Annotated in this window: 20 protein-coding genes; 13 read left to right on the top strand and 7 right to left on the bottom strand. The window is 57.6% G+C overall.

Annotated features, from left to right (window positions below):
• Window positions 1-12: 12 nt before the first annotated feature.
• The 7 genes from ACR0KM_RS05060 to ACR0KM_RS05030 all read left to right on the top strand — a co-directional run bounded on the left by ACR0KM_RS05060 (window position 13) and on the right by ACR0KM_RS05030 (window position 6,441).
• The gene (locus tag ACR0KM_RS05060) at window positions 13-858 is read left to right on the top strand and encodes a fumarylacetoacetate hydrolase family protein (protein WP_480534355.1); all 846 of its coding nucleotides are present in this window, start codon (window positions 13-15) and stop codon (window positions 856-858) included.
• Window positions 855-2,144, top strand: coding sequence for an L-fuconate dehydratase (locus ACR0KM_RS05055; protein ID WP_480858005.1), 1,290 nt, complete (start codon window positions 855-857; stop codon window positions 2,142-2,144). Before ACR0KM_RS05060 ends, ACR0KM_RS05055 begins: the two co-directional genes overlap by 4 nt.
• A 70-nt stretch (window positions 2,145-2,214) precedes the next feature.
• Window positions 2,215-3,189, top strand: coding sequence for a sialic acid TRAP transporter substrate-binding protein SiaP (locus tag ACR0KM_RS05050; RefSeq protein ID WP_480858003.1), 975 nt, complete (start codon window positions 2,215-2,217; stop codon window positions 3,187-3,189).
• A gap of 60 nt (window positions 3,190-3,249) precedes the next feature.
• Window positions 3,250-3,786, top strand: coding sequence for a TRAP transporter small permease (locus ACR0KM_RS05045; protein ID WP_170437792.1), 537 nt, complete (start codon window positions 3,250-3,252; stop codon window positions 3,784-3,786).
• Window positions 3,777-5,057: a TRAP transporter large permease gene (locus ACR0KM_RS05040; protein ID WP_480858001.1), complete on the top strand. Its 1,281-nt coding sequence runs from the start codon at window positions 3,777-3,779 to the stop codon at window positions 5,055-5,057. The genes ACR0KM_RS05045 and ACR0KM_RS05040 overlap by 10 nt, the downstream gene beginning before the upstream one ends.
• Window positions 5,058-5,084: 27 nt before the next feature.
• Window positions 5,085-6,050, top strand: coding sequence for an aldo/keto reductase (locus tag ACR0KM_RS05035; protein ID WP_480857999.1), 966 nt, complete (start codon window positions 5,085-5,087; stop codon window positions 6,048-6,050).
• Between the two features lie 112 nt (window positions 6,051-6,162).
• The gene (locus ACR0KM_RS05030) at window positions 6,163-6,441 is read left to right on the top strand and encodes a hypothetical protein (RefSeq protein ID WP_480857998.1); all 279 of its coding nucleotides are present in this window, start codon (window positions 6,163-6,165) and stop codon (window positions 6,439-6,441) included.
• 225 nt (window positions 6,442-6,666) lie between these two features.
• On the opposite strand, the gene ACR0KM_RS05025 is transcribed toward ACR0KM_RS05030, so the two are convergent.
• The 5 genes from ACR0KM_RS05025 to ugpB form a co-directional block, all read right to left on the bottom strand.
• Window positions 6,667-7,359, bottom strand: coding sequence for a DUF1045 domain-containing protein (locus ACR0KM_RS05025; protein WP_480857996.1), 693 nt, complete (start codon window positions 7,357-7,359; stop codon window positions 6,667-6,669).
• Window positions 7,360-8,331: 972 nt separating this feature from the next.
• On the bottom strand, window positions 8,332-9,381 hold the full coding sequence (ugpC, locus tag ACR0KM_RS05020; RefSeq protein ID WP_480857994.1) for a sn-glycerol-3-phosphate ABC transporter ATP-binding protein UgpC: 1,050 nt from the start codon (window positions 9,379-9,381) through the stop codon (window positions 8,332-8,334).
• Window positions 9,382-9,384: 3 nt separating this feature from the next.
• Window positions 9,385-10,221, bottom strand: a complete 837-nt coding sequence (gene ugpE, locus ACR0KM_RS05015) for a sn-glycerol-3-phosphate ABC transporter permease UgpE (protein ID WP_480821334.1) — start codon at window positions 10,219-10,221, stop codon at window positions 9,385-9,387.
• Window positions 10,222-10,241: 20 nt separating this feature from the next.
• Window positions 10,242-11,123, bottom strand: a complete 882-nt coding sequence (gene ugpA, locus ACR0KM_RS05010) for a sn-glycerol-3-phosphate ABC transporter permease UgpA (protein WP_480820516.1) — start codon at window positions 11,121-11,123, stop codon at window positions 10,242-10,244.
• Window positions 11,124-11,184: 61 nt separating this feature from the next.
• Window positions 11,185-12,495, bottom strand: a complete 1,311-nt coding sequence (gene ugpB, locus ACR0KM_RS05005; protein WP_480857993.1) for a sn-glycerol-3-phosphate ABC transporter substrate-binding protein UgpB — start codon at window positions 12,493-12,495, stop codon at window positions 11,185-11,187.
• Between the two features lie 172 nt (window positions 12,496-12,667).
• Between ugpB and ACR0KM_RS05000 the strand changes: the two genes are divergently transcribed.
• The 4 genes from ACR0KM_RS05000 to ACR0KM_RS04985 all read left to right on the top strand — a co-directional run bounded on the left by ACR0KM_RS05000 (window position 12,668) and on the right by ACR0KM_RS04985 (window position 15,451).
• Window positions 12,668-13,591 (top strand): LysR substrate-binding domain-containing protein, encoded by a 924-nt coding sequence (locus ACR0KM_RS05000; RefSeq protein WP_480857991.1) that lies wholly within the window; start codon window positions 12,668-12,670, stop codon window positions 13,589-13,591.
• Between the two features lie 338 nt (window positions 13,592-13,929).
• Window positions 13,930-14,571 carry a Crp/Fnr family transcriptional regulator gene (locus ACR0KM_RS04995; RefSeq protein WP_480820522.1) on the top strand — a complete coding sequence of 214 codons (642 nt, stop codon included), beginning with the start codon at window positions 13,930-13,932 and terminating at the stop codon, window positions 14,569-14,571.
• Window positions 14,572-14,636: 65 nt separating this feature from the next.
• A complete protein-coding gene (locus ACR0KM_RS04990; RefSeq protein ID WP_480820524.1) occupies window positions 14,637-14,837 on the top strand; it encodes a YgaP family membrane protein in 201 nt (66 codons plus the stop codon).
• Window positions 14,834-15,451 carry a rhodanese-like domain-containing protein gene (locus ACR0KM_RS04985; protein ID WP_480857989.1) on the top strand — a complete coding sequence of 206 codons (618 nt, stop codon included), beginning with the start codon at window positions 14,834-14,836 and terminating at the stop codon, window positions 15,449-15,451. Before ACR0KM_RS04990 ends, ACR0KM_RS04985 begins: the two co-directional genes overlap by 4 nt.
• Before the next feature lie 241 nt (window positions 15,452-15,692).
• Here the strand turns inward: ACR0KM_RS04985 and ACR0KM_RS04980 are convergent, their stop codons facing one another.
• Window positions 15,693-17,192, bottom strand: coding sequence for an aldehyde dehydrogenase (NADP(+)) (locus ACR0KM_RS04980; RefSeq protein WP_480857987.1), 1,500 nt, complete (start codon window positions 17,190-17,192; stop codon window positions 15,693-15,695).
• Window positions 17,193-17,492: 300 nt separating this feature from the next.
• On the opposite strand from ACR0KM_RS04980, the gene ACR0KM_RS04975 reads away from it, so the two are divergent.
• Together ACR0KM_RS04975 and ACR0KM_RS04970 are read left to right on the top strand one after the other, a co-directional pair.
• Window positions 17,493-17,894 (top strand): DM13 domain-containing protein, encoded by a 402-nt coding sequence (locus tag ACR0KM_RS04975; protein ID WP_480820530.1) that lies wholly within the window; start codon window positions 17,493-17,495, stop codon window positions 17,892-17,894.
• An 80-nt stretch (window positions 17,895-17,974) separates the two neighbouring features.
• On the top strand, window positions 17,975-18,355 hold the full coding sequence (locus ACR0KM_RS04970; protein WP_480857984.1) for a hypothetical protein: 381 nt from the start codon (window positions 17,975-17,977) through the stop codon (window positions 18,353-18,355).
• A gap of 83 nt (window positions 18,356-18,438) precedes the next feature.
• Here the strand turns inward: ACR0KM_RS04970 and ACR0KM_RS04965 are convergent, their stop codons facing one another.
• Complete coding sequence (locus tag ACR0KM_RS04965; RefSeq protein WP_480857982.1) at window positions 18,439-19,305, bottom strand: SGNH/GDSL hydrolase family protein; 867 nt, start codon at window positions 19,303-19,305, stop codon at window positions 18,439-18,441.
• Window positions 19,306-19,316 lie beyond the last annotated feature (11 nt).

The raw sequence follows: 19,316 nt of genomic DNA, 5'->3' as shown, positions 1-19,316 counted from the left end.
GGGAGATTTGAGATGAAACTGCTGCGTTACGGTCCCGTTGGACAAGAAAAACCCGGCCTGATGGATGAAAACGGCGCGATCCGCGATCTGTCTGGCAAAGTCAGCGACATCGCGGGCGACGCGCTGTCGGATGCCGGGCTTGATGCCCTGCGCGCGTTGGATGTGAATGCGCTGCCCGTGGTCGACGGCGCGCCGCGTATCGGCGCTTGCGTCGGTCAGGTGGGTAAGTTCATCTGCATCGGCCTGAATTATGCCGACCACGCCGCTGAATCCGGTATGGCGCTGCCCGAAGAACCTGTGATCTTCTTCAAGGCGACCTCGGCGATCATCGGCCCCGATGACACCGTGGAAATCCCGCGCAACTCGGTCAAGACCGACTGGGAGGTCGAGCTGGGTGTGGTGATTGGCAAGCATACCAAATACGTCTCCGTCGAGGATGCGCTGGACCACGTCGCGGGCTACTGCGTGATCAACGACCTGTCTGAACGGGACTTTCAGCTGCACCGCTCGGGCCAGTGGGTCAAGGGCAAGTCTGCCGACACGTTCGGCCCCATCGGCCCCTGGCTGGTGACGCGGGATGAGGTGCCAGACCCGCAGAACCTGCCAATGTATCTTGAGGTCAACGGCCACCGCTATCAGGACGGCTCGACCAAGACGATGCATTTTGATGTGGCGACTGTGATCTCGCACCTGTCGCAATTCATGTCGCTGCAGCCCGGCGATGTGATCTCGACCGGGACGCCTCCGGGTGTGGGTATGGGGCAAAATCCGCAAACCTATCTGAAGCCCGGCGACACCATGGAGCTGGGGATCGAAGGGCTGGGCGTCCAGCGTCAAACCGTGGAGGCAAGCAAATGACCCGTATCACAGGCATTCGCACCGAAGACCTGCGTTTCCCGACCTCTGACAGTCTGGACGGGTCGGATGCGATGAACCCCGATCCCGATTACTCGGCGGCTTATGTAGTGCTGGAAACCGATGGCGCGCATGAGGGCCATGGCCTGACCTTCACCATCGGTCGTGGCAACGAGATTTGTGTGGCCGCGATCGAGGCGCTTGGCGCGCTGGTCACTGGACTGGAACTGAACTGGATCACCGAAGATATGGGCCGGTTCTGGCGCCATATCACCGGCGACAGCCAGCTGCGCTGGATTGGCCCCGACAAGGGCGCGATCCATCTGGCCACCGGCGCGGTCGTGAACGCCGCGTGGGATCTGTGGGCCAAAGAGGCGGGCAAGCCCGTCTGGCATCTGGTCGGCGAGATGAGCCCCGAAGAGATCGTGCGCCTGATCGACTTCCGCTATCTGACCGATGCGATCACGCCGGATGAAGCACTGGCGCTGTTGCGCGCCGCCGAGCCAGGCAAACAGGAACGTGTGGCAAAGCTGAAGGCCGAGGGCTATCCCTGCTACACCACCTCGGCGGGCTGGCTTGGCTATTCCGACGACAAGCTGCGTCGCCTGTGCCGCGAGGCCAAGGACGCAGGCTTTACCCACACCAAGTTCAAAGTGGGCCGCGATCTGGATGATGACATCCGCCGCCTGACCATCGCGCGCGAAGTGCTGGGCGAAGACATGAACATCATGATCGACGCCAATCAGGTGTGGGAAGTGGATCAGGCCGTCGACTGGGTCAAGGCCCTGTCCTTTGCGCGGCCCTTCTTCATCGAAGAACCCACCAGCCCCGACGATGTGTTCGGCCACAAGGCGATCCGCGAAGGGGTGGCTCCGGTCAAGGTAGCCACTGGCGAGATGTGCCAGAACCGGATCATCTTCAAGCAGTTCATCAAGGAAGGTGCAATCGATATCGTTCAGATCGACAGCTGCCGGATGGGCGGGTTGAACGAGGTGCTGGCGGTCATGCTGATGGCGGCGAAATACGATCTGCCGGTCTGGCCCCATGCGGGCGGCGTGGGCCTGTGCGAATACGTTCAGCATATGTCGATGATCGACTACGTCGCGATCTCGGGCGAGAAGGACAGCAAGCGGATCGAGTTCGTGGACCATCTGCACGAGCACTTCATCGACCCCTGCGTCGTCAAGAACGGAGCCTACATGGCGCCCACGCAACCTGGGTTCTCGATCGAGATGAAGCCCGACAGCATCAGAGATTTCCGGTTCCTGCCCAAACTGGCAGCGGAATAACCCCCCGCCGTCTGACCCTAAAAGCAACAACAGTCGGGCGGCTTATCACCCAACCTGGAGGAAAGACAAAATGTTGAACTTTGGTAAAACGGCCTTTGGGGCCGCCTGTATTGTTGCGCTTGGCGCAACGGCTGGTTTGGCGCAGGAGACGCTGCGTTTTGGCCACGTGTACGAGGCCTCGACCCCCTATCACGCTGCTGCTGTGAAAGCTGCTGAACTGCTCGAGGAAAAGACCGACGGCCGCTACAAGATGGAGGTGTTCCCGGCCTCGCAGCTGGGCAAAGAGGCTGCGCTGAACGAGGCGCTGTCGCTGGGCACGGTCGATGCGATCTATACCGGCGTTGCGTTCCTGGGTCAGTCCTATGGCCCGATCAGCATCTCGGATTATCCGTTCACCATGCGGTCGTATGACCACTGGAAAGCCTACGTGAACTCGGACCTGTTCGATGAGATGGCCAATGAATACAAGAACATCTCAGGCAACACGATTGCGACCATGACCTATTATGGCGCGCGTCACGTCACCTCGAACAAGCCGATCCTTGAACCCGGTGACATGGAAGGTCTGAAAATCCGCACGCCGAACGCGCCTGCTTATCAGATGTTCCCCGAAGCAACCGGCGCGAACCCGACGCCGATGGCTTTTGCCGAAGTCTATCTGGCCCTGCAGCAAGGTGTTGTGGACGCGCAGGAAAACCCGCTGCCGACCATCCAGTTCAAGAAGTTCTATGAGGTGCAGTCGAACATCAACCTGACCGGTCACATCACCAACTCCCTGGCCGTCGTGGTCTCGCCCGTAACACTGGGCAAGATGGGTGACGATGGACAGGCTCTGATTGACGCGCTGGCCGAAGCCGCCTCGGCTACGTCGGACGAAATCGTGCAGTCCGAGGCCGAACTGGCCGACTGGTTCCGCGAGCAGGGCGTGACCGTGAACGAAGTGGATCGTGCGCCCTTTATGGCAGCGGTTGCACCTTTGCTGAGCGGTGACACCGTTCCGTGGGATGCTGAGACCTTCGAACGTCTTCAAGCGATCCAGGAATAAGACGCCCTGCCGGACCCGGCGTCGTTCCGGGTCCGGCCTTTATGCACGAGGTATGTCCCGATGTCCGACGCCCCGCCCGAAATAGACTTTGACGCCCTAGCCGCCGAAGATGACGCGCATTTTCGGAACTATCGCATCACCGTGGCAGATTATGGCCTGCTGGCGCTGTTCGGTTTGCTGTTCGGCGTGGTCTTCTTGCAGTTCTTCACCCGCTATGTGCTGAACGACTCCATTGCCTGGACCGAAGAAGCGGCGCGGTATCTGCTGATCCTTCTGGGTTTTGCCGGTGCGATCCGGTGTCAGGCTGTCGGTAGCCATATCGTGTTGGAATTCGTCGACAAGTATTATGGCCGCCTGCTCAGCTGGGTGCATGTCTTTGCACTGGTTGCAACCTTCGTTCTGTTCGCCGTCATCATCTGGTCGGCGTGGGAGCTGATCCAGCGCACCTCGTTCCAGCAAATGGTCTCTTTGCCATTCCCGAAATACTACCTGCACACCGCGGTCATGATACTGGCGGTCGGGAATCTGGGGGTTGTCACCTATCAGATCGTCGCGCGGGTGAAGCAGCTGAAGGAAGGCGTCGACAAATGGGCCTGATCATTCTTTTCGTATCCCTGTTCGGCCTGATGCTGATGCGCGTGCCGATCGCGTTTTCGCTGGCGCTGTCATCCTTCGCCTATATCCTCTATTCCGGGCTGCCGCCGGTGCTGTTGATGCACAACATGGTCAACGGCATGGACAGCTTCCCGCTGCTGGCGATCCCCTTCTTCATTCTGGCCGGAGCGCTGATGAATTCCGCCGGGATCACCGCGCGTATCTTCGGCTTCGCCCGCGCCATCGTCGGTTGGATGCATGGCGGTCTGGGTCATGTGAATGTGGGCGCAAGTATCATCTTTGCCGGCATGTCGGGTGCGGCCGTCGCGGATGCGGGCGGCCTTGGCGCCATCGAGATCAAGGCCATGCGCGAAGCAGGCTATGACGACGATTTCAGCGTTGGCGTGACAGCAGCCTCGTCGACCATCGGGCCTATCATCCCGCCCTCGCTGCCTTTGGTGATCTTTGGCGTCATGGCCTCGGTCTCGATCGGCAAGCTTTTTGTCGCCGGTATCGTGCCGGGCCTTCTGATGGCGCTGTCGCTGTCGGTCATGATCTGGTGGATGTCGCGCACGCGGAACTATCCGCGCGATGTGAACTTCAGCCCCTCGGTCATCGCCACGCGGTTCAAAGCAGCCTTCCTGCCGCTGATGACCCCAGTCATCATCGTGGGCGGCATCGTGTCAGGTGCCTTCACCCCAACCGAGGCCGCCATCGGGGCCGCCGCCTATGCACTAATCCTCGGCACTTTGGTCTATCGCACGCTGACCGTTCGGAAACTGGCCGTGATCTCACTGGAAACCATCGAGACAACAGCAGCGATCATGATGATCGTGGGCGCGGCCTCGGTCTTTGCCTGGATCCTGACCGCCAATCAGGTCGCTGCACATTTCGCTGAATTCGTGCTGTCCTTCACCGACAGCAAGGCCGTTGTGCTATTGCTGATCATGGCCGTGGTGCTGATCGTTGGCCTGTTCATGGAGACCATCGCCGCGATCTCGATCCTTGTGCCTGTACTGATGCCGGTGGCTGCGCAGTTTGGTATCGACCCGGTGCATCTGGGGATCATCGTCATCCTGAACCTGATGCTGGGCTTGCTGACGCCTCCGGTTGGGATGGTTCTGTTCGTCCTGTCGCGGGTGTCGAAGGTGCCATTCGAACAATGTGTTCGCGCGACCCTACCGTTCCTTGTTCCCTTGCTGGGCGTCCTTCTGCTGTTGACTTTCGTCCCTTCGCTGGTCCTGTGGTTGCCGAACCTGCTTTATGGATCGTAGGATGCGGGCCGTTTTTTGGAGTCAAAGATGAAAACCAACCAAATCGGTAACACCGACCTGAAAGTGACTGAACTGTCCTTTGGTTGCGCCAGCATTGGCAACCTCTACCGTGAAGCCTCGGACGCGGATGTGCAAGATGTCCTGAACACCGCGTGGGAGGCTGGAATTCGGTATTTCGACACGGCGCCGCATTATGGACGCGGCCTGTCGGAACAGCGTTTGGGCCAGTTCCTGTCGGGCAAGCCTCGGTCGGACTATGTGATCTCGACCAAGGTTGGCCGGGTGCTGTCCCCGGGGCAAGCGATGGCCGAGGCGGACGGGTTCGTAAACCCGCTGCCCAATGACGTGCGTTATGACTATTCGGGCGACGGGATCGAGGCCTCGCTGGAAAGCAGTCTGGAACGGCTGCAGACCACCATGGCGGACATCGTGTTCGTGCATGACATCGGCACTTATACCCACGGTGCCGAAAACGCGGCCCAGATGGAGGCGTTTCTGGGCAGCGGCTATGACCGGCTGGTGAAGCTAAAGGAACAGGGCCGCATCCGCGCGTTCGGGTTGGGGGTGAACGAAAACGAAATTTGCCTTGATGTCATGAACCACGGCCCGATTGACGTCATCCTGCTTGCAGGCCGCCTGACGTTGCTGGATCGTTCAGCCGAAGAGGCCCTGACCGCGCAATGCCATGCGCAAGGTACCAGCCTGGTCCTCGGAGGCGTGCTGAACTCGGGCATCCTTGCCACCGGCCCGGTGGAAGGCGCGACTTATGATTATCAGCCAGCCTCGCCTGAAATTCTGGACCGTGTCCGGGTGCTGCAGGACAAGGCCGAAGGGCTTGGCCTGCCATTGGCGACGGCCGCATTGCACTTTGCCAAGTCGCATGAACTGACGTCGTCGGTTCTGATTGGCACGTCCAAAGCCAAAAGCCTTACGAGAAACATCGAGGCACTGGCGCAAACAACACCTGATGAGTTCCACACGGTTTTCCGATAAGGGCCGTCACGGGCATTGAAATTCGGCGCTTGCTTCAGCTAACGATACCTATATCCGTTATCGAGCCATACGGCCCCGGTCGAAAAACACAGTGCCTATGGAGGGCCCCAAGATGTTGAAACATGCCCTTCTGTTGTCTGCGCTGAATCTCGCAGCGGCCTGCGCGGACAATAGGGATCAGGCTGCGACAACCGTGTCTTGGGAGCGGGCTGTCGAATTGATCAATGGAGGTGAAGTTGTTTCGGCGGTTCAGGCGCATAGTCGGTTGGTGACGCTGACTCTGCGTGATGGCTCGGTCGAAACAACGATAGAACCCGAGCTGGACGATCTGTTCGATGTGGTCCGCGATTGCGGCAGCCCATGTGGCACTATCGCGTTGGCCTCGGAGTGACCAAATTAGCATCTGAAGCGTTTTGACTGGCATCAGCACCAACGGGACAGTTTGGGGGCCAGAGGATATCTGTCTGTCGGAGCCGAATATCGTCGGCCACGATTCCCTTGGACCGACTTCGGTATTTCCATCCGATGGTCAGCCTTAAGATTGCACGTTTGTTTCGTCCGCCGTTTGGATCGCGTCAGCAGCGGTACCTAGGTCGGTGCTTTGACGCCCGCCTCCTCAGCCGGAAAGGGCGTAGCGATGGAGCAGATGAAAGCGCCCATCTTCGGCCTCACCCATTAACGCCAAATCGGCGATCGAAAACTGTGTAGGTAGCAGCGGTGCCAGCCGCATTTCCAGAATATCTTGCACGCGGGCCAACTCGGCCTTGGCCAGTCGACCGGTGAGCGTGATGTGAAAGCGGAACGAGTCCATGACAAACGGATAGCCCCATTTCGTCAGGTTAACCTGTTGCGTAGGCGTCAGTGTCGCTTTGCGTCGCCTTGCCAGTTCGGCCTCGGTTGATGGAGCGCGGAAGCGATCCAAATCTTGCACACAGGTTGCTGCCAGTGCGTCCAAAGCAGGAGTGTGTGCCGCAGGTTGCAGGGCCAGAAAGCGTCCCAACCGCGCAATCTCGAACCCGTCCAGCGCGACCGGCGACAGGCCAAATGCCATCTTGCTGCAGGCGTTGCGCAAGTCGTCAAAGCGGTACTGTGGATGCAGTCTGAAAGGAGGTTTCATCGTCGCGTGCAAACCGTATTTACGCGGCGTTTCCGTGATGGCGGCACAATCTATCCCGCCCAGCTCGACCGGATCCGGATGCGGAACCACTTGGCTGGTTTCGGCATTCCACCCTAGCCATCTGGTTGCGAATTCCGCCCAGGCGGTTCCGGCAGGCGGGACGAAATAGATCGCGTATCGGGTGAATGCCACTCCGGTCTCCTGTATTATCGATGCTCTTTTTGGGCCTGAGGTTAGCCTAAATTCTACAACTAAGGACAATTTGGTCCGTATCGTCCGACGTACTGTCCGAACTAGCACACAAGCAGGGCCCGTTCGACTGTTCTCAGAAGTCGATATGGGGCCGCAGCAGAAAGGGTGCTTGAATGACCGTCAACAGACGTTGCATGCACCACTAAAGAGGAAGGGCGATTGTTTGAAAGCCAGCGGTTCGTTGCGCTTTTCGCTGAGTGAGTGCGATATCGCCCAATAATTAGCAAAATGGGTTAGCTAGAAGCGGCGCCTAGGATCAGAAACCCGGTGGCGTTAAATCAGGCTATTGAGGTGTTAGTGATCCGCATAAGCAAAGAATGGAATATGGAACGGCGGTTCAGGTGCGAGTGGGTCCTCGGACTGCTGCAATGGTCGGAAAGGACCGCGAGGAGTAGTTCAGTAAAGCGCGATGCCACGCGATTCACCCTACAGGCTTCATAAGTAAACTGAATGAACAGGGGCACACTAATAAGATATTTCGCGCCCGATGTTCAAGATACGACGGCCCCGAGGTTTCGCTGGTCGGCAGGGTTTGATCATCCGATCCTGCAAAGCACGGACGTCATGGTCCGGTTAGGACGTGGTTACTGTTTTTGGACCTGGGGTGCTGTTTCCCGGATCGTTCTACCCGGACTGTGGGCGTAGACACCAACCATCGCAACGACGACAAACTTCGTTGTCCCAGACAGAAAAAGCTGCAACTTGAGGAACATAAGTCGCGAGAATTCCAAACAAGCGACTGATCGCCGCCCAGGGCTCAAAGTGCGAAACCGTACTCTTGCCCGTTTCAATTGTTCAGAGATGTAGGGATACCCTCGTCTGATGCAGCCGTTTTTTCTTTCGAGTTTCACCCTTCAAAGCTTCATATGCTCGGCCTGATATCGGGGTGACAACTCTGTCGAGACCGTCGCTTTATAGTCGTCTGCCGGTTGCATCGTCGAACAAATGCACATGCGCTGGGGAGACAGAGAACTGCATCTTCTGATGGTGACCCTCGATGGGGTGGACGCCGGGCAGGCTGACGGTGATTGCCATTCCAGAATCTGCCAGATGGCCATGCAACAACGTGTTGGCCCCCAATGGTTCCGCCATCTGGACGGTGGCCTCCAGTGGGCCGTTGTCATCCATGGCCAGATGCTCTGGTCTCACACCAAGTTTGAGCGCGGTGTCCTCACCTTCAGACAGGGCGATTTCGGTATCTTTGATCTTGATCACCCCGTTTTCACGGCGAGCCTCGAAGATATTCATCGCTGGGCTGCCGATGAACTGCGCGGCAAAAAGCGATTTTGGTGTCTCATAGACTTCCAGCGGGGTTCCGATCTGTTCGGCCACACCCGCGTTCATCACGATCATTCTGTCCGCCATGGTCATCGCTTCGACCTGATCATGCGTAACGTAAAGAGATGTAATGCCCAGTTTTTCCTGAAGCTCTCGGATCTCAAGGCGCATCTGAACGCGTAGCTTGGCGTCCAGGTTCGAAAGTGGTTCATCAAACAGAAAAACGGCCGGTTCACGGACAATGGCCCGCCCCATGGCAACCCGCTGACGCTGACCACCGGACAACTGGCGCGGCTTGCGATCCAGCAAGGGTTCCAGCTGCAGAAGCTTCGCCGCCTCAATCACCTTCTGATCGATCTGGTTTTTGGGCAAACCCGCGATCTTGAGGCCATATCCCATGTTCTGTCGCACCGACATATGGGGGTAGAGCGCATAGTTCTGAAACACCATCGCTATGTCACGGTCCATCGGTTCTTTGTCATTGGCGCGGTCCCCGCCGATGCGAATTTCGCCCGAGGTCACGGTTTCCAACCCCGCCACCATCCGTAGCAGTGTGGATTTTCCGCAGCCAGAGGGTCCAACAATGACGATGAATTCTCCGTCGGCGATGTCGATGTCGATGCCGTGGATCACATCTGTCGGACCGAAGCTTTTCTTGACGTCTTGCAGGGTAACAGGTGCCATTGCTTATTTCTCGCTATCGACAAGGCCGCGCACAAACAGCTTTTGCATGGATACGACGACGATAACCGGCGGGATCATCGCAAGGATCGAGGTGGCCATGATTGTCGGCCAGTGCGCAAAATCATCGCCAGAGGGGAACATCTGTTTGATGCCCATCACGATGGTGTTCATTTCGGGATCGGTGGTGATCAGCAGCGGCCACAGATATTGGTTCCAGCCATAGATGAACAGTATCACGAACAGCGCAGCGATATTGGTGCGGCTCATGGGCACGACGATATCGACAAAAAACCGCATTGGGCGGGCTCCGTCCACGCGCGCCGCCTCGGCCAGCTCGTCGGGTATAGTCAGAAAGAACTGCCGGAATAAGAAGGTAGCCGTAGCCGAGGCGATCAGCGGGAAGATCAGCCCCGAATAGCTGTTGAGCATTCCGAAACCGGCCACGACCTCGAAGGTCGGGACGATCCGCACTTCGACCGGTAGCATGAGGGTGATAAAGATCATCCAGAAAAAGGTCTGACGACCGGGAAAGCGGAAATAGACAATCGCAAAGGCCGATAGTAGCGAGATGATGATTTTGCCCACGGCGATGCCGATGGCCATCACCAGGCTGTTGAACAGCATCGTGGCCACGGGCACGTTGACGCCGGAAAACAACGCGGCCTTGTAGTTCACCCAGAACTGGTCCCCCGGCATCACCGGCATGGGCGGCGACACGATATCGGCCTGCGTCACGGTCGAGGCCACAAAGGCCAGCCAGATCGGGAAGAAGATGACCAGAACGCCGAGGATCATGAACGCATGAGTCAGCCAGATCCCCGCGCCGCGTTTCTCGACCATTCCGTGCTGTTGGGCGGCCATCAGTAATGCACCCTCTTCTCCACGTACTTGAACTGGATGACGGTCAGCAGACCAACCACGACCAGCAAGATCACCGATTGGGCCGAGGACGACCCCAGATCCTGCCCCACGAACCCATCGGAGAAGACCTTGTACACCAGAATGGTCGTAGCCTGCTGTGGTCCGCCCGCGGTAATCGTGTGGATGACCCCGAAGGTTTCAAAAAACGCATAGACGACATTCACAACCAGCAGGAAGAAAGCGGTTGGTGACAGCAGTGGCAATACGATGGTGAAGAACCTGCGCCAGAAGCGGGCACCGTCGATTGCCGCAGCCTCGATCACCGATCTGGGGACTGATTGCAGTGCGGCGAAGAAGAACAGGAAGTTGTAGCTGATGCGCCCCCAGGCCGAGGCGACAACGACCAGACCCATCGCCTCGGTTCCGTTAAGGACGTGGTTCCAGTCATAGCCAAGCTGACCCAGATACCACGAGATCACCCCGACACGGGTATTGAACATGAACAGCCATAGAACTCCGGCCACTGCGGGGGCGACGGCATAGGGCCAAATCAGCAGTGTCCGGTAGACGCCCGAGCCTTTGATCAGCCGGTCGGCCAATACCGCCAGAAATAGCGCCGGGATCATCGAGCAAAGTGTGACAAGGGTTGAAAACACAGCCGTCGTCACGAAAGAGGCGCGATAGAACTTGTCGCTGAGCAGGAATTCAAAATTGCCCAGACCTACGAACTGAGACGATAGCCCGAATGGATCGGGGATGAACAAAGACTGCCAGATAGCCTGACCGGCCGGGTAAAAGAAGAAAACCGCCGAGATGATGACCTGCGGCGCGATCAGAGCGATTGGCAAAAGCCAGCCGCGAAAGGTGACGCGTTTTTCCATCTTATTCGCCCATCAGCAGCTAGATATGTGGGCCCTAGAGGGGCCCACATATGCCCAGAGTTCAGCGATTTGCGGATTCAAACCGGCGCAACAACGCGTCACCGCGTTCTTTTGCGCTGTCCATTGCCTCTTGCGCGGTTTTTTCACCGGACCAGATCGCCTCGAGCTCCTCATCAATGATGCCGCGGATCTGATCGAAAGACCCAAGACGCAGGCCCTTGGAATTGGCGGTCGGCTCTTTCGCGGTCATCTGGATCACGGCAATGTCGGTGCCCGGGTTTTCCTCGTAGAACCCGGCATTGCGTGTCTCGACACCCGCTTCGGCGGTAATCGGCAGATAGCCGGTGTTCTGGTGCCAGTCGGCCTGAACTCCCGAGGTCGACAGGAAGCTGAGGAACTCGCCCACGCCCTTATATGCGTCGGCATCATGGCCTTCCATCACCCAAAGCGAGGCACCGCCGATGATCGTATTCTGCGGCTCACTGATCACGCCAGACCAATAGGGCAGTGGACGCACGTCAAAGTCGAACTGGGCCTCGGCCTTGATGCCCGCATAGCCCGCCGAGCTTTCGGTAAACAGTGCGCATTCACCGGACCGGAAGTTTGCGCCCCCTTCATTGCGGCGACCGGTATAGATGAATTTGCCATCCTTGGCCCAATCGCCCATCGCGCTCAGATGCGCGACCTGGGTGGGTCCGTTCAGCATCAACTCGGTATCCAATCCGGCAAAGCCGTTGTCCTTTGAGGCGAACGGTACGTCGTGATAGGCGGACAGGTTCTCGAGGTGAATCCAGCTTTGCCACGCGGTGACCAGCGGGCAGTCTTCGCCCCCGGCCTTCAATTGATCCAGAACTGCGTCGACATTTTCCCATGTGGACAGGTCCGTGTCGGGATCAACGCCCGCCGCTTCGAAAGCGTCGCGGTTGACCCACAATACCGGCGTGGACGAGTTGAAAGGCAAGGACAGCATGTCGCCGTCTGTCGTTGTATAGTAGCCTTTGACGGCACCGATATAGGCGTCGGGATCAAAGGATGCACCGCTTTCGGCCATGACCTCAAAAACCGGTTTGATAGCACCTTCTGCGGACATCATCGTAGCGGTACCGACCTCGAACACCATCAGGATATGCGGCTGCTCACCGGCGCGAAACGCCGCAATCCCCGCGTTCAGAGTTTCTGAGTAGTTGCCCTTGTGGCTTTCCACCACGACGAATTCATCCTGACTGGCGTTGAATTCCTCGACCTGGGCTTTGACCAACTCACCCAACCGGCCCGTAAAGGCGTGCCAGAACTGAACTTCGGTCTGTGCCATTGCCGCCACCGGAGACAAAGCAGTTGTTACGGCAAGAGCGCCGAGAAAATTCTTTTTCATGATTCCTCCCATGCATCTGACGTGATGCTTCGTTGAATACCGCGCGCAAGGCGTAGACGGCACACATGACAATTTCACGACGTTAACGGCACAAGATTATAATTCAAGTCTGATCTGTTGGATAAAAAAATAACATAATGTTATGGAATGCTGTGAATGACAGGAAACATCAATGAACCAAACACTTCGGATCCGGCAACTGGAGGCTTTGATGGCCGTGGCCACCAATGGTTCTGTTACTGCGGCTGCTGTTGATCTGGGCGTCAGTCAACCGGCTGTCAGCAGGCTGCTGTCTGATCTTGAAAAAGGGCTTGGCTTTCAACTTTTCGATCGGCGTGAAGGTCGGTTGGTGCCGACACAAGAGGTTCGCTATCTCTTGCCCAGCGTCGAGCGGGTTCTTGAGTTGATGAAGCAGATTTCCGATGTCAGTCAGGATATTACGCAGCGCAAAGCGGGGCATATCCGTGTAGCCTGCCTTCCCGGTTTTGCCACCAGCCACTTGCCGGACGTCATCGCCTCGTTTCTGAAAGATCGACCCGGCGTAACGTTGACGATTGAACCGGACAGACCCGAGCGCATTCTCGAGTGGATGATCGGCGAACAGTATGATTTTGGGATCACAGACAGTTTCAACGGCCATCCAGCGGTTGAAAGCAACAATATCGATGTCCGAACAGTCTGCGTTTTTCCGGCTGGCCACGATCTACAATCCCTGCCCGAAGTGACACCGGCCGACTTGGCTGACAGCAAGATAATTCACACACGGCGTGACAGCGATTTTTTCGGGCGACTTTTCAGGGCCTTTCAGAATGCCAATGTAGAGCTGAACTCGCATATCGAAGTCAGGCAGTTTACGGCGGCTTGCGAACTGGCCGTAAAAGGCGCGGGGGTATCTGTCGTAAGCGAGCTGGACGCTGTGCAATACACCTCGCGCGGTTTGGATTTTCGGCCCTTCCGGCCGGCATTACCACATACGCTTTCGCTGGTTCGCCCGGTTTTGAAGCAACCGTCTCTGGTTACGTTGGAGTTCATAGAGCAGTTCAAAGATAGCCTGATCCCGTTCGCAGCTCAGCCGGTCGGGCCGTCATCTGTATGAAAATCATCCCGCCGCCCGAGCCGATGCAGCTTTGCGCGCGCATTTGTATGAGCACAGCGGATGCTTAATCGTTGGCGACAGGGTTCGGCGTTGCAGGCAGGCAGATATTCACGAAGAAATCATCCCATCGCCGGGTGAAATCGTTGCAGTATGGCGCTGGCCAGTGGGGCTGGTGCTGCAGGGTTTAGGCCGCGTGAAAGTGCCCGAATGTCGCGCAGTCCACGGGGCCGTTCTCTGGACCATCTGCAGTCGCGCGGTTTGTCACAGGTCATCGAGTTTTCTGCGACATAGGGCATATATTGGCAGGTGAACAAAAAAGACCAAACGGAGAAGCGGCGGTGACCTTGCAAAACTGGACCGAAGCCGTACTGAAGCGCCTCGAAGCCGAGGGAACGCGATTGGATGTCCCGGACGGTGCTGAGCTTTTCGCACCCGGAGCCTATGGTGAGGTCTTTCTGATCGTGCGCGCCGGGGTCGTTCGCGTCGAGCAAACCAGCCAATCGGGGCGAACTGTGGTTCTGTACCGTGTCGGGCCGAACGACAGCTGTGTGATGACCACCTCCTGCATGTTGTCGGATACGCCTTATTCGGGGTTTGGATATGCCGAGGGCGCAGTGAGCGCACTTGCCATTGGTAAAGAGCGTTTTAGCGCTCTGCTTGCCTCGGACGCCGAGTTTAGGTCTGCGGTGTTTCTTGCATTTTCACAGCGAATTGTAGAGCTGTCCGAGGTGATCGATGATTTGCTGCTGAACCGTATGGACCAAAAGCTGGCGCAATGGCTTGTCGAGCAAGGCAGCCAACGCGCGGATATTCGGACCACACATCAGCGCATCGCGGCGGAATTGGGCAGTGCGCGCGAGGTGATGTCCAGAATTCTCAAAGATTTTGAGCGCCGGGGCTGGTTGCGGTTAGAGCGAGGCGCCATTCATGTGCTTGCGCTTGAGCCGCTGAGACGCCTGGCCCGGTCCGATACTGTGTGATCCTGTCACATAACCAGACACCAAGAGCTGCGAGTCTCTGTCCTGCATAACAAGGAGATTCGATCATGCAATTCACCTCTAACGTCGGTTCGGCTGACCGCTTGCTACGCCTGGTTTTGGGAGGCGCTTTGATGCTGCTGGCTTTGACCGGATTTATCGGTCCTTGGGGATGGCTGGGCGCAGTCTTTGTTGTGACGGCGTTCCTGAAGTTCTGCCCAATCTATGCGATGCTGGGGCTATGCACTGACAAGAATGTAAGCCAATGAGTGGGCGAAATGCTGCGACCCGTCGCAGGGTCCTGAAATTGGGGGCGGCCAGCGTGCTGGCTGGCCCGGTTTCGGTAGCCTCGGCCGCGGGTCAGATTGAAACGGCGGTCAATCCAAAGAAACTCAGCGATCGCCAGCGCACGCCTCAGGGCCTGTATCTGCGCCCGATCGAAGCCCACGAGGCCCTGCAGCGCGATCCCTCGATCCTGTTTGTGGATGTCCGCGACCCGATCGAGATTTCGTTTGTTGGACACCCTCAGGGCTTGGACAAGATCATTCCGCTGGGTGTTGTGACGCATCAGGTGGATCCAAACAGTGCTCAGTACCGGATGGCCAACAATCCGAACGTCGTGGCCGAGTTCAATGCGTTACTCGCGGAGAAGGGTAAAACCCGAGACGCCACAGTTTTTGTCACGTGCCGTTCCGGGGCGCGGTCGGCTGTGGCGGCGCGGATGCTGTTTGAGGCGGGCTACACTCAGGTCTGGAACCTGATCGAAGGGTTCGAGGGTGACAGGAATTCAAGCGGGGTGCGGGCCGTGAATGGCTGGCGTAACGCTGGCCTGCCTTGGGGGTACCGGCTTGCACCCGGAGTCGCGTGGACACCGTCGGGGTGAGGGCGGTAGCGGTCGAAACCGCTTTAGGCCAGCCCTCGATGCCTGCTGCTTAGCAAGTTCCTCCGGATCTAGGTGCCACATCATGATCAATCATGTGGCACCTGGTCTTTCGATGGCAGGCGGCGGTCCAGTTCGCGAGGGACATCGGACATCCGTCCCCTAAGTGGCGCGTGGTCCGTGGTGCGTCAACCAGCTTTTTGAAACACCGATAACGACCAGCGGTCCTGTGGTTTTTGGTTCGTCACGAATTGACAGTGAACTCACCGGGTAAGTTCTGGTAGCAAACCGGTCTCAGGAAACGCCGGATCGACAATGTGCCCACGCTGGTGGCCCCAAAGTTCGTTGATGCAGGATAGGGGCCGCCATGCACCATGCTGTCGGCGACTTCAACACCTGTGGGGAATCCGTTGAACAAAACGCGCCCGGCTTTGCGCTCCAGCACCGGCAGCAGAGTTTTCACATGCGCACTGTCGTCCTGGTCCATATGTACGGTAACGGTCAACTGTCCATCCAAGCTGCGCGCGATGCGGGCGAAATCGGCCACATCTTTGGTGATAACCACAATGCCCAACGGTCCAAAGACTTCGTGTGACAAAATCGGATTTGCTTCGAAAGTGTCTGAGGAAACCCGGTAGAGAAAGGCGCGCACGTCACGGGGGGTCCCGGCTGCTCCGGAGACCAAGGTTGTTACCCCGGGAACAGAACCGATATGGTCATGACCTTCGTGGAATGCCCGGGCAATTCCATCTGTCAGCATGGTTTGCGGGGATGTTTTTTGCAATGCCTCAGAAGCTTCGGCGATAAATGCATCGGCATCAGGCCCTTCGGTAACCAATACGATCCCCGGATTGGTGCAGAACTGGCCCGCCCCCATGGTCAAGGACCCGGCCCAGCCGCGCGCAATTTCGGCGGCGCGTGTCTTGAGGGCTTCGGGCATCAGGAACATCGGGTTGACCGAGCCCAGCTCGCCGAAAAACGGGATGGGCTCATCGCGGGCCGCACAAAGGTCGAACAAGGCGCGCCCGCCCCGCAGGGACCCGGTGAAGCCAACCGCTTTGATGAATGGATTTTGAACCAGCGCGCCACCGACTTCGACGCCGCCATCGTGTACAAAGCTGAAGACTCCGGGATGCAGGTCAAGCGCCTTTCGGGCGGCATCGATCGCCTCGGCCACGATCTCGCCTGTGCCCGGATGCGCGGGGTGGCCTTTGACCACCACCGGACAGCCTGCCGCCAAGGCAGCAGCTGTATCGCCGCCGGCGGTCGAAAAGGCCAAAGGGAAGTTCGATGCGCCGAAGACCGCCACCGGGCCGATCGGACGCTGTACCATCTTCAAGTCCGGGCGTGGCAGAGGCTGACGATCCGGCAGGGCCGTGTCGTGGCGATAATCGAGGTAAGCGCCATCGCGGATATGGGCGGCGAACAGGCGCAATTGCCCCGTGGTCCGCCCACGCTCACCCTCAAGCCGTGCCGCAGGCAACCCGGTCTCTGCACAACCAATTTCCGTAATCTCCGCGCCGCGCTTTTCGATCTCGTCTGCGATACGCTCCAGAAAGGCCGCCCGGTCTTTGCGCGTTGAATAGCCGTAGGACCAAAAAGCGTCTTCGGCCGCTGTACAGGCTGTTTCGACCAGTGCCGGTGTGCCCGCCGAATAGGTTCTGGCCGCGCCGCTTACCGGGCTGGATCGAAACTCGCCCTCACCTGCGGTCCATGTTCCGGCAATCAGGCTGTGTCCGTTCATCTCGTCTTCCTCAGATCAATTTGCTTGCAGCAAGGTTTGCCATCAATGCGTTGGTTCCGAAAGACCATGGTGCGCATTCGGTTGAGAAGATCTAAGGACCGGAAGGGCCGGGTTCGATGTATCCTTATTTTTGGGTTGCGCTAGGGCGCGTCCGACGGCCCGTCCTAATTCCAAACGCTTGCTCCGGACCACGGTCGGATTGTTTCAGCTTCTCAAATTCCCTCGACGTGATTTGAATTGGCAGCGACGCAGTAGTCTGCGCAGCATCTCCATACGTTAGATTGAGATAGGAAATTCACCATGACACTCAAACGGCGCCAATTCGTGAAGCTTGGCCTTGCTTCCACGGCTCTGCTCTCGCTTGGAACACCTTCTGCATTCGCCGGAGACAAAGCCCGCACCGGCAGTCTGTCCGGTCGCCGCGGCTACAATGTGAAGGGGACGGTGTCGGTCACCGGCGATACCGTCACACTCAAGAGCGATTATGTCTTTGATCCCGGAAAGAACCCACCTGACATCAAGATCGGTTTCGGCAACGGAGAAACCTATGCCAAGGGGTCTAAGATCCACGACAAACTGACCGTCAAAAAGGGTGAAGCGTCCTTTAAGATTCCGGCAGGGATCGACACTTCCAAATATGACGAACTTTACATCTACTGTGAAAAGTTCACTGTCATTCTGGCAGTAGCGCCGCTTAGCTAAGGCTCAGCCCGGACGCTTTTGAAAGGCCGCCTGCTGATGTGGGCGGCTTTTCTTTGGCACAGGCATCTCGGAGGGCAGGTGTGTATCGGAACGACTCCTTTTTCGACCTGTCACTTTTGGGACAGCTTGGACTGGCTTTTCTGAGTTTCGTCCTGTTCGTGCTGATGGTGCTATTGGCACGACGACTTTCGTCTTGTCATCGGATCTGGATCCGGGTTGCCGGGGCGCTAGGGCTTTTCGGTTTGTTTGTGTGGCTGTCCCCACAAATCTATTACATGTACTATCGTCTGATTATTCCCGATCTGCCGTTGCAATGGGTTATTTGGCCTATCCGCGATCCGCTTAGGCCTCTGATGATGCTGGCGTTCTCCTATGAGCACAACCTCAGCGCCCATGGGCAGGGAGTACTGGGATGGGCGATCCTACTGGCAGCAATCCTGCCGCAACGGCACACCAGTTGATCCCACCTGTGCGACGGCCGCGGTATGCGGCCAGCTTGCGTGTTGTTATTGTGCAGTGCAGGTTCGGTCGTGTCGAAAACAAGCTAGCTTTGTTCCTTTGTCGGCTCGATCTGGTCGAAAATAGCTGAACATATCTGGTCCATTTCAAGGGCAAAGAAGTTTTTGGCAGCCGCTTGGTTTGGATGATAGGGATCTTTGACCATGCCGTTCTTGTTCAGACGAAAATAGTGCTTGTTGCCTTGGTTGGCCGCAACGGTTTCGGGGGTCGCACCGGGCACGAATGAGCACCGCAATCCGGTGGCTTTGAACGCATCCATCAGGTTCATTTGTGCCCGCAGACGCAGATCGACGATCTTTTTCTTATATGCCGGGGCGGTGGTCATAAAAATACATGGCAGGTCGGGTGGCAGCTGTGCTTGCAGACGCTCAACATCCCTGACGGCGGCCTCTGGGCTATTCGCCCACCGCTTGGCCGAGTTGCCCAGAAAAGACATCAGGATCAGTTTGGGATCATAGTACCCATCGCGCAGCATCTCTTCGAGAGGCGAGGTTTTGGCCGCGCAAAACTGATATTCCTTCCCCTGACCGATTTGCACGTATTTGTTCCCGGTCCTGTTCACGAACCCATACGCGCCCGCGTTTACATTCCATTTGGGGTCAACTTCGCAAATGGTGTCCTTGGCCGGGCCTGCGCGCGCTGTCCACGAGTCGATCGAACTGGAACGGACGCCAATCACCCCGACGCGCATTTCCCCCAGGCGTTTAAGGTTCTTTTTCTGCTCGTCGTCGGGGTGGCAGTGGTTCTTGATGTCACTGAAAAACTCAAGAAACGCGGGCCCCGAGCCGAACGATATCTGGCTATCGCCGATGATCAGAATCTCGGGCGAGGTGAACTCTTCAGCGCTTAAACCGGGCGTGGCAATGGCCATGGCACATGCGACCGCAAACATCTTTCCAAGCA

The sequence above is a fragment of the Ruegeria sp. G10 genome (genome assembly GCF_056533645.1).
The sequence above is the reverse complement of the archived record's forward strand: the minus strand, read 5'-3'. Positions and strand labels throughout refer to the sequence as shown.

What these genes read in the sequence shown, in the direction of transcription:
- ACR0KM_RS05060 (WP_480534355.1), top strand. Translation starts at nt 13, where the DNA reads ATGAAACTGCTGCGTTACGGTCCCGTTGGACAAGAAAAACCCGGCCTG.
- ACR0KM_RS05055 (WP_480858005.1), top strand. Translation starts at nt 855, where the DNA reads ATGACCCGTATCACAGGCATTCGCACCGAAGACCTGCGTTTCCCGACC.
- ACR0KM_RS05050 (WP_480858003.1), top strand. Translation starts at nt 2,215, where the DNA reads ATGTTGAACTTTGGTAAAACGGCCTTTGGGGCCGCCTGTATTGTTGCG.
- ACR0KM_RS05045 (WP_170437792.1), top strand. Translation starts at nt 3,250, where the DNA reads ATGTCCGACGCCCCGCCCGAAATAGACTTTGACGCCCTAGCCGCCGAA.
- ACR0KM_RS05040 (WP_480858001.1), top strand. Translation starts at nt 3,777, where the DNA reads ATGGGCCTGATCATTCTTTTCGTATCCCTGTTCGGCCTGATGCTGATG.
- ACR0KM_RS05035 (WP_480857999.1), top strand. Translation starts at nt 5,085, where the DNA reads ATGAAAACCAACCAAATCGGTAACACCGACCTGAAAGTGACTGAACTG.
- ACR0KM_RS05030 (WP_480857998.1), top strand. Translation starts at nt 6,163, where the DNA reads ATGTTGAAACATGCCCTTCTGTTGTCTGCGCTGAATCTCGCAGCGGCC.
- ugpC (WP_480857994.1), bottom strand. Translation starts at nt 9,381, where the DNA reads ATGGCACCTGTTACCCTGCAAGACGTCAAGAAAAGCTTCGGTCCGACA.
- ugpE (WP_480821334.1), bottom strand. Translation starts at nt 10,221, where the DNA reads ATGGTCGAGAAACGCGGCGCGGGGATCTGGCTGACTCATGCGTTCATG.
- ugpA (WP_480820516.1), bottom strand. Translation starts at nt 11,123, where the DNA reads ATGGAAAAACGCGTCACCTTTCGCGGCTGGCTTTTGCCAATCGCTCTG.
- ugpB (WP_480857993.1), bottom strand. Translation starts at nt 12,495, where the DNA reads ATGAAAAAGAATTTTCTCGGCGCTCTTGCCGTAACAACTGCTTTGTCT.
- ACR0KM_RS05000 (WP_480857991.1), top strand. Translation starts at nt 12,668, where the DNA reads ATGAACCAAACACTTCGGATCCGGCAACTGGAGGCTTTGATGGCCGTG.
- ACR0KM_RS04990 (WP_480820524.1), top strand. Translation starts at nt 14,637, where the DNA reads ATGCAATTCACCTCTAACGTCGGTTCGGCTGACCGCTTGCTACGCCTG.
- ACR0KM_RS04985 (WP_480857989.1), top strand. Translation starts at nt 14,834, where the DNA reads ATGAGTGGGCGAAATGCTGCGACCCGTCGCAGGGTCCTGAAATTGGGG.
- ACR0KM_RS04980 (WP_480857987.1), bottom strand. Translation starts at nt 17,192, where the DNA reads ATGAACGGACACAGCCTGATTGCCGGAACATGGACCGCAGGTGAGGGC.
- ACR0KM_RS04975 (WP_480820530.1), top strand. Translation starts at nt 17,493, where the DNA reads ATGACACTCAAACGGCGCCAATTCGTGAAGCTTGGCCTTGCTTCCACG.
- ACR0KM_RS04965 (WP_480857982.1), bottom strand. Translation starts at nt 19,305, where the DNA reads ATGTTTGCGGTCGCATGTGCCATGGCCATTGCCACGCCCGGTTTAAGC.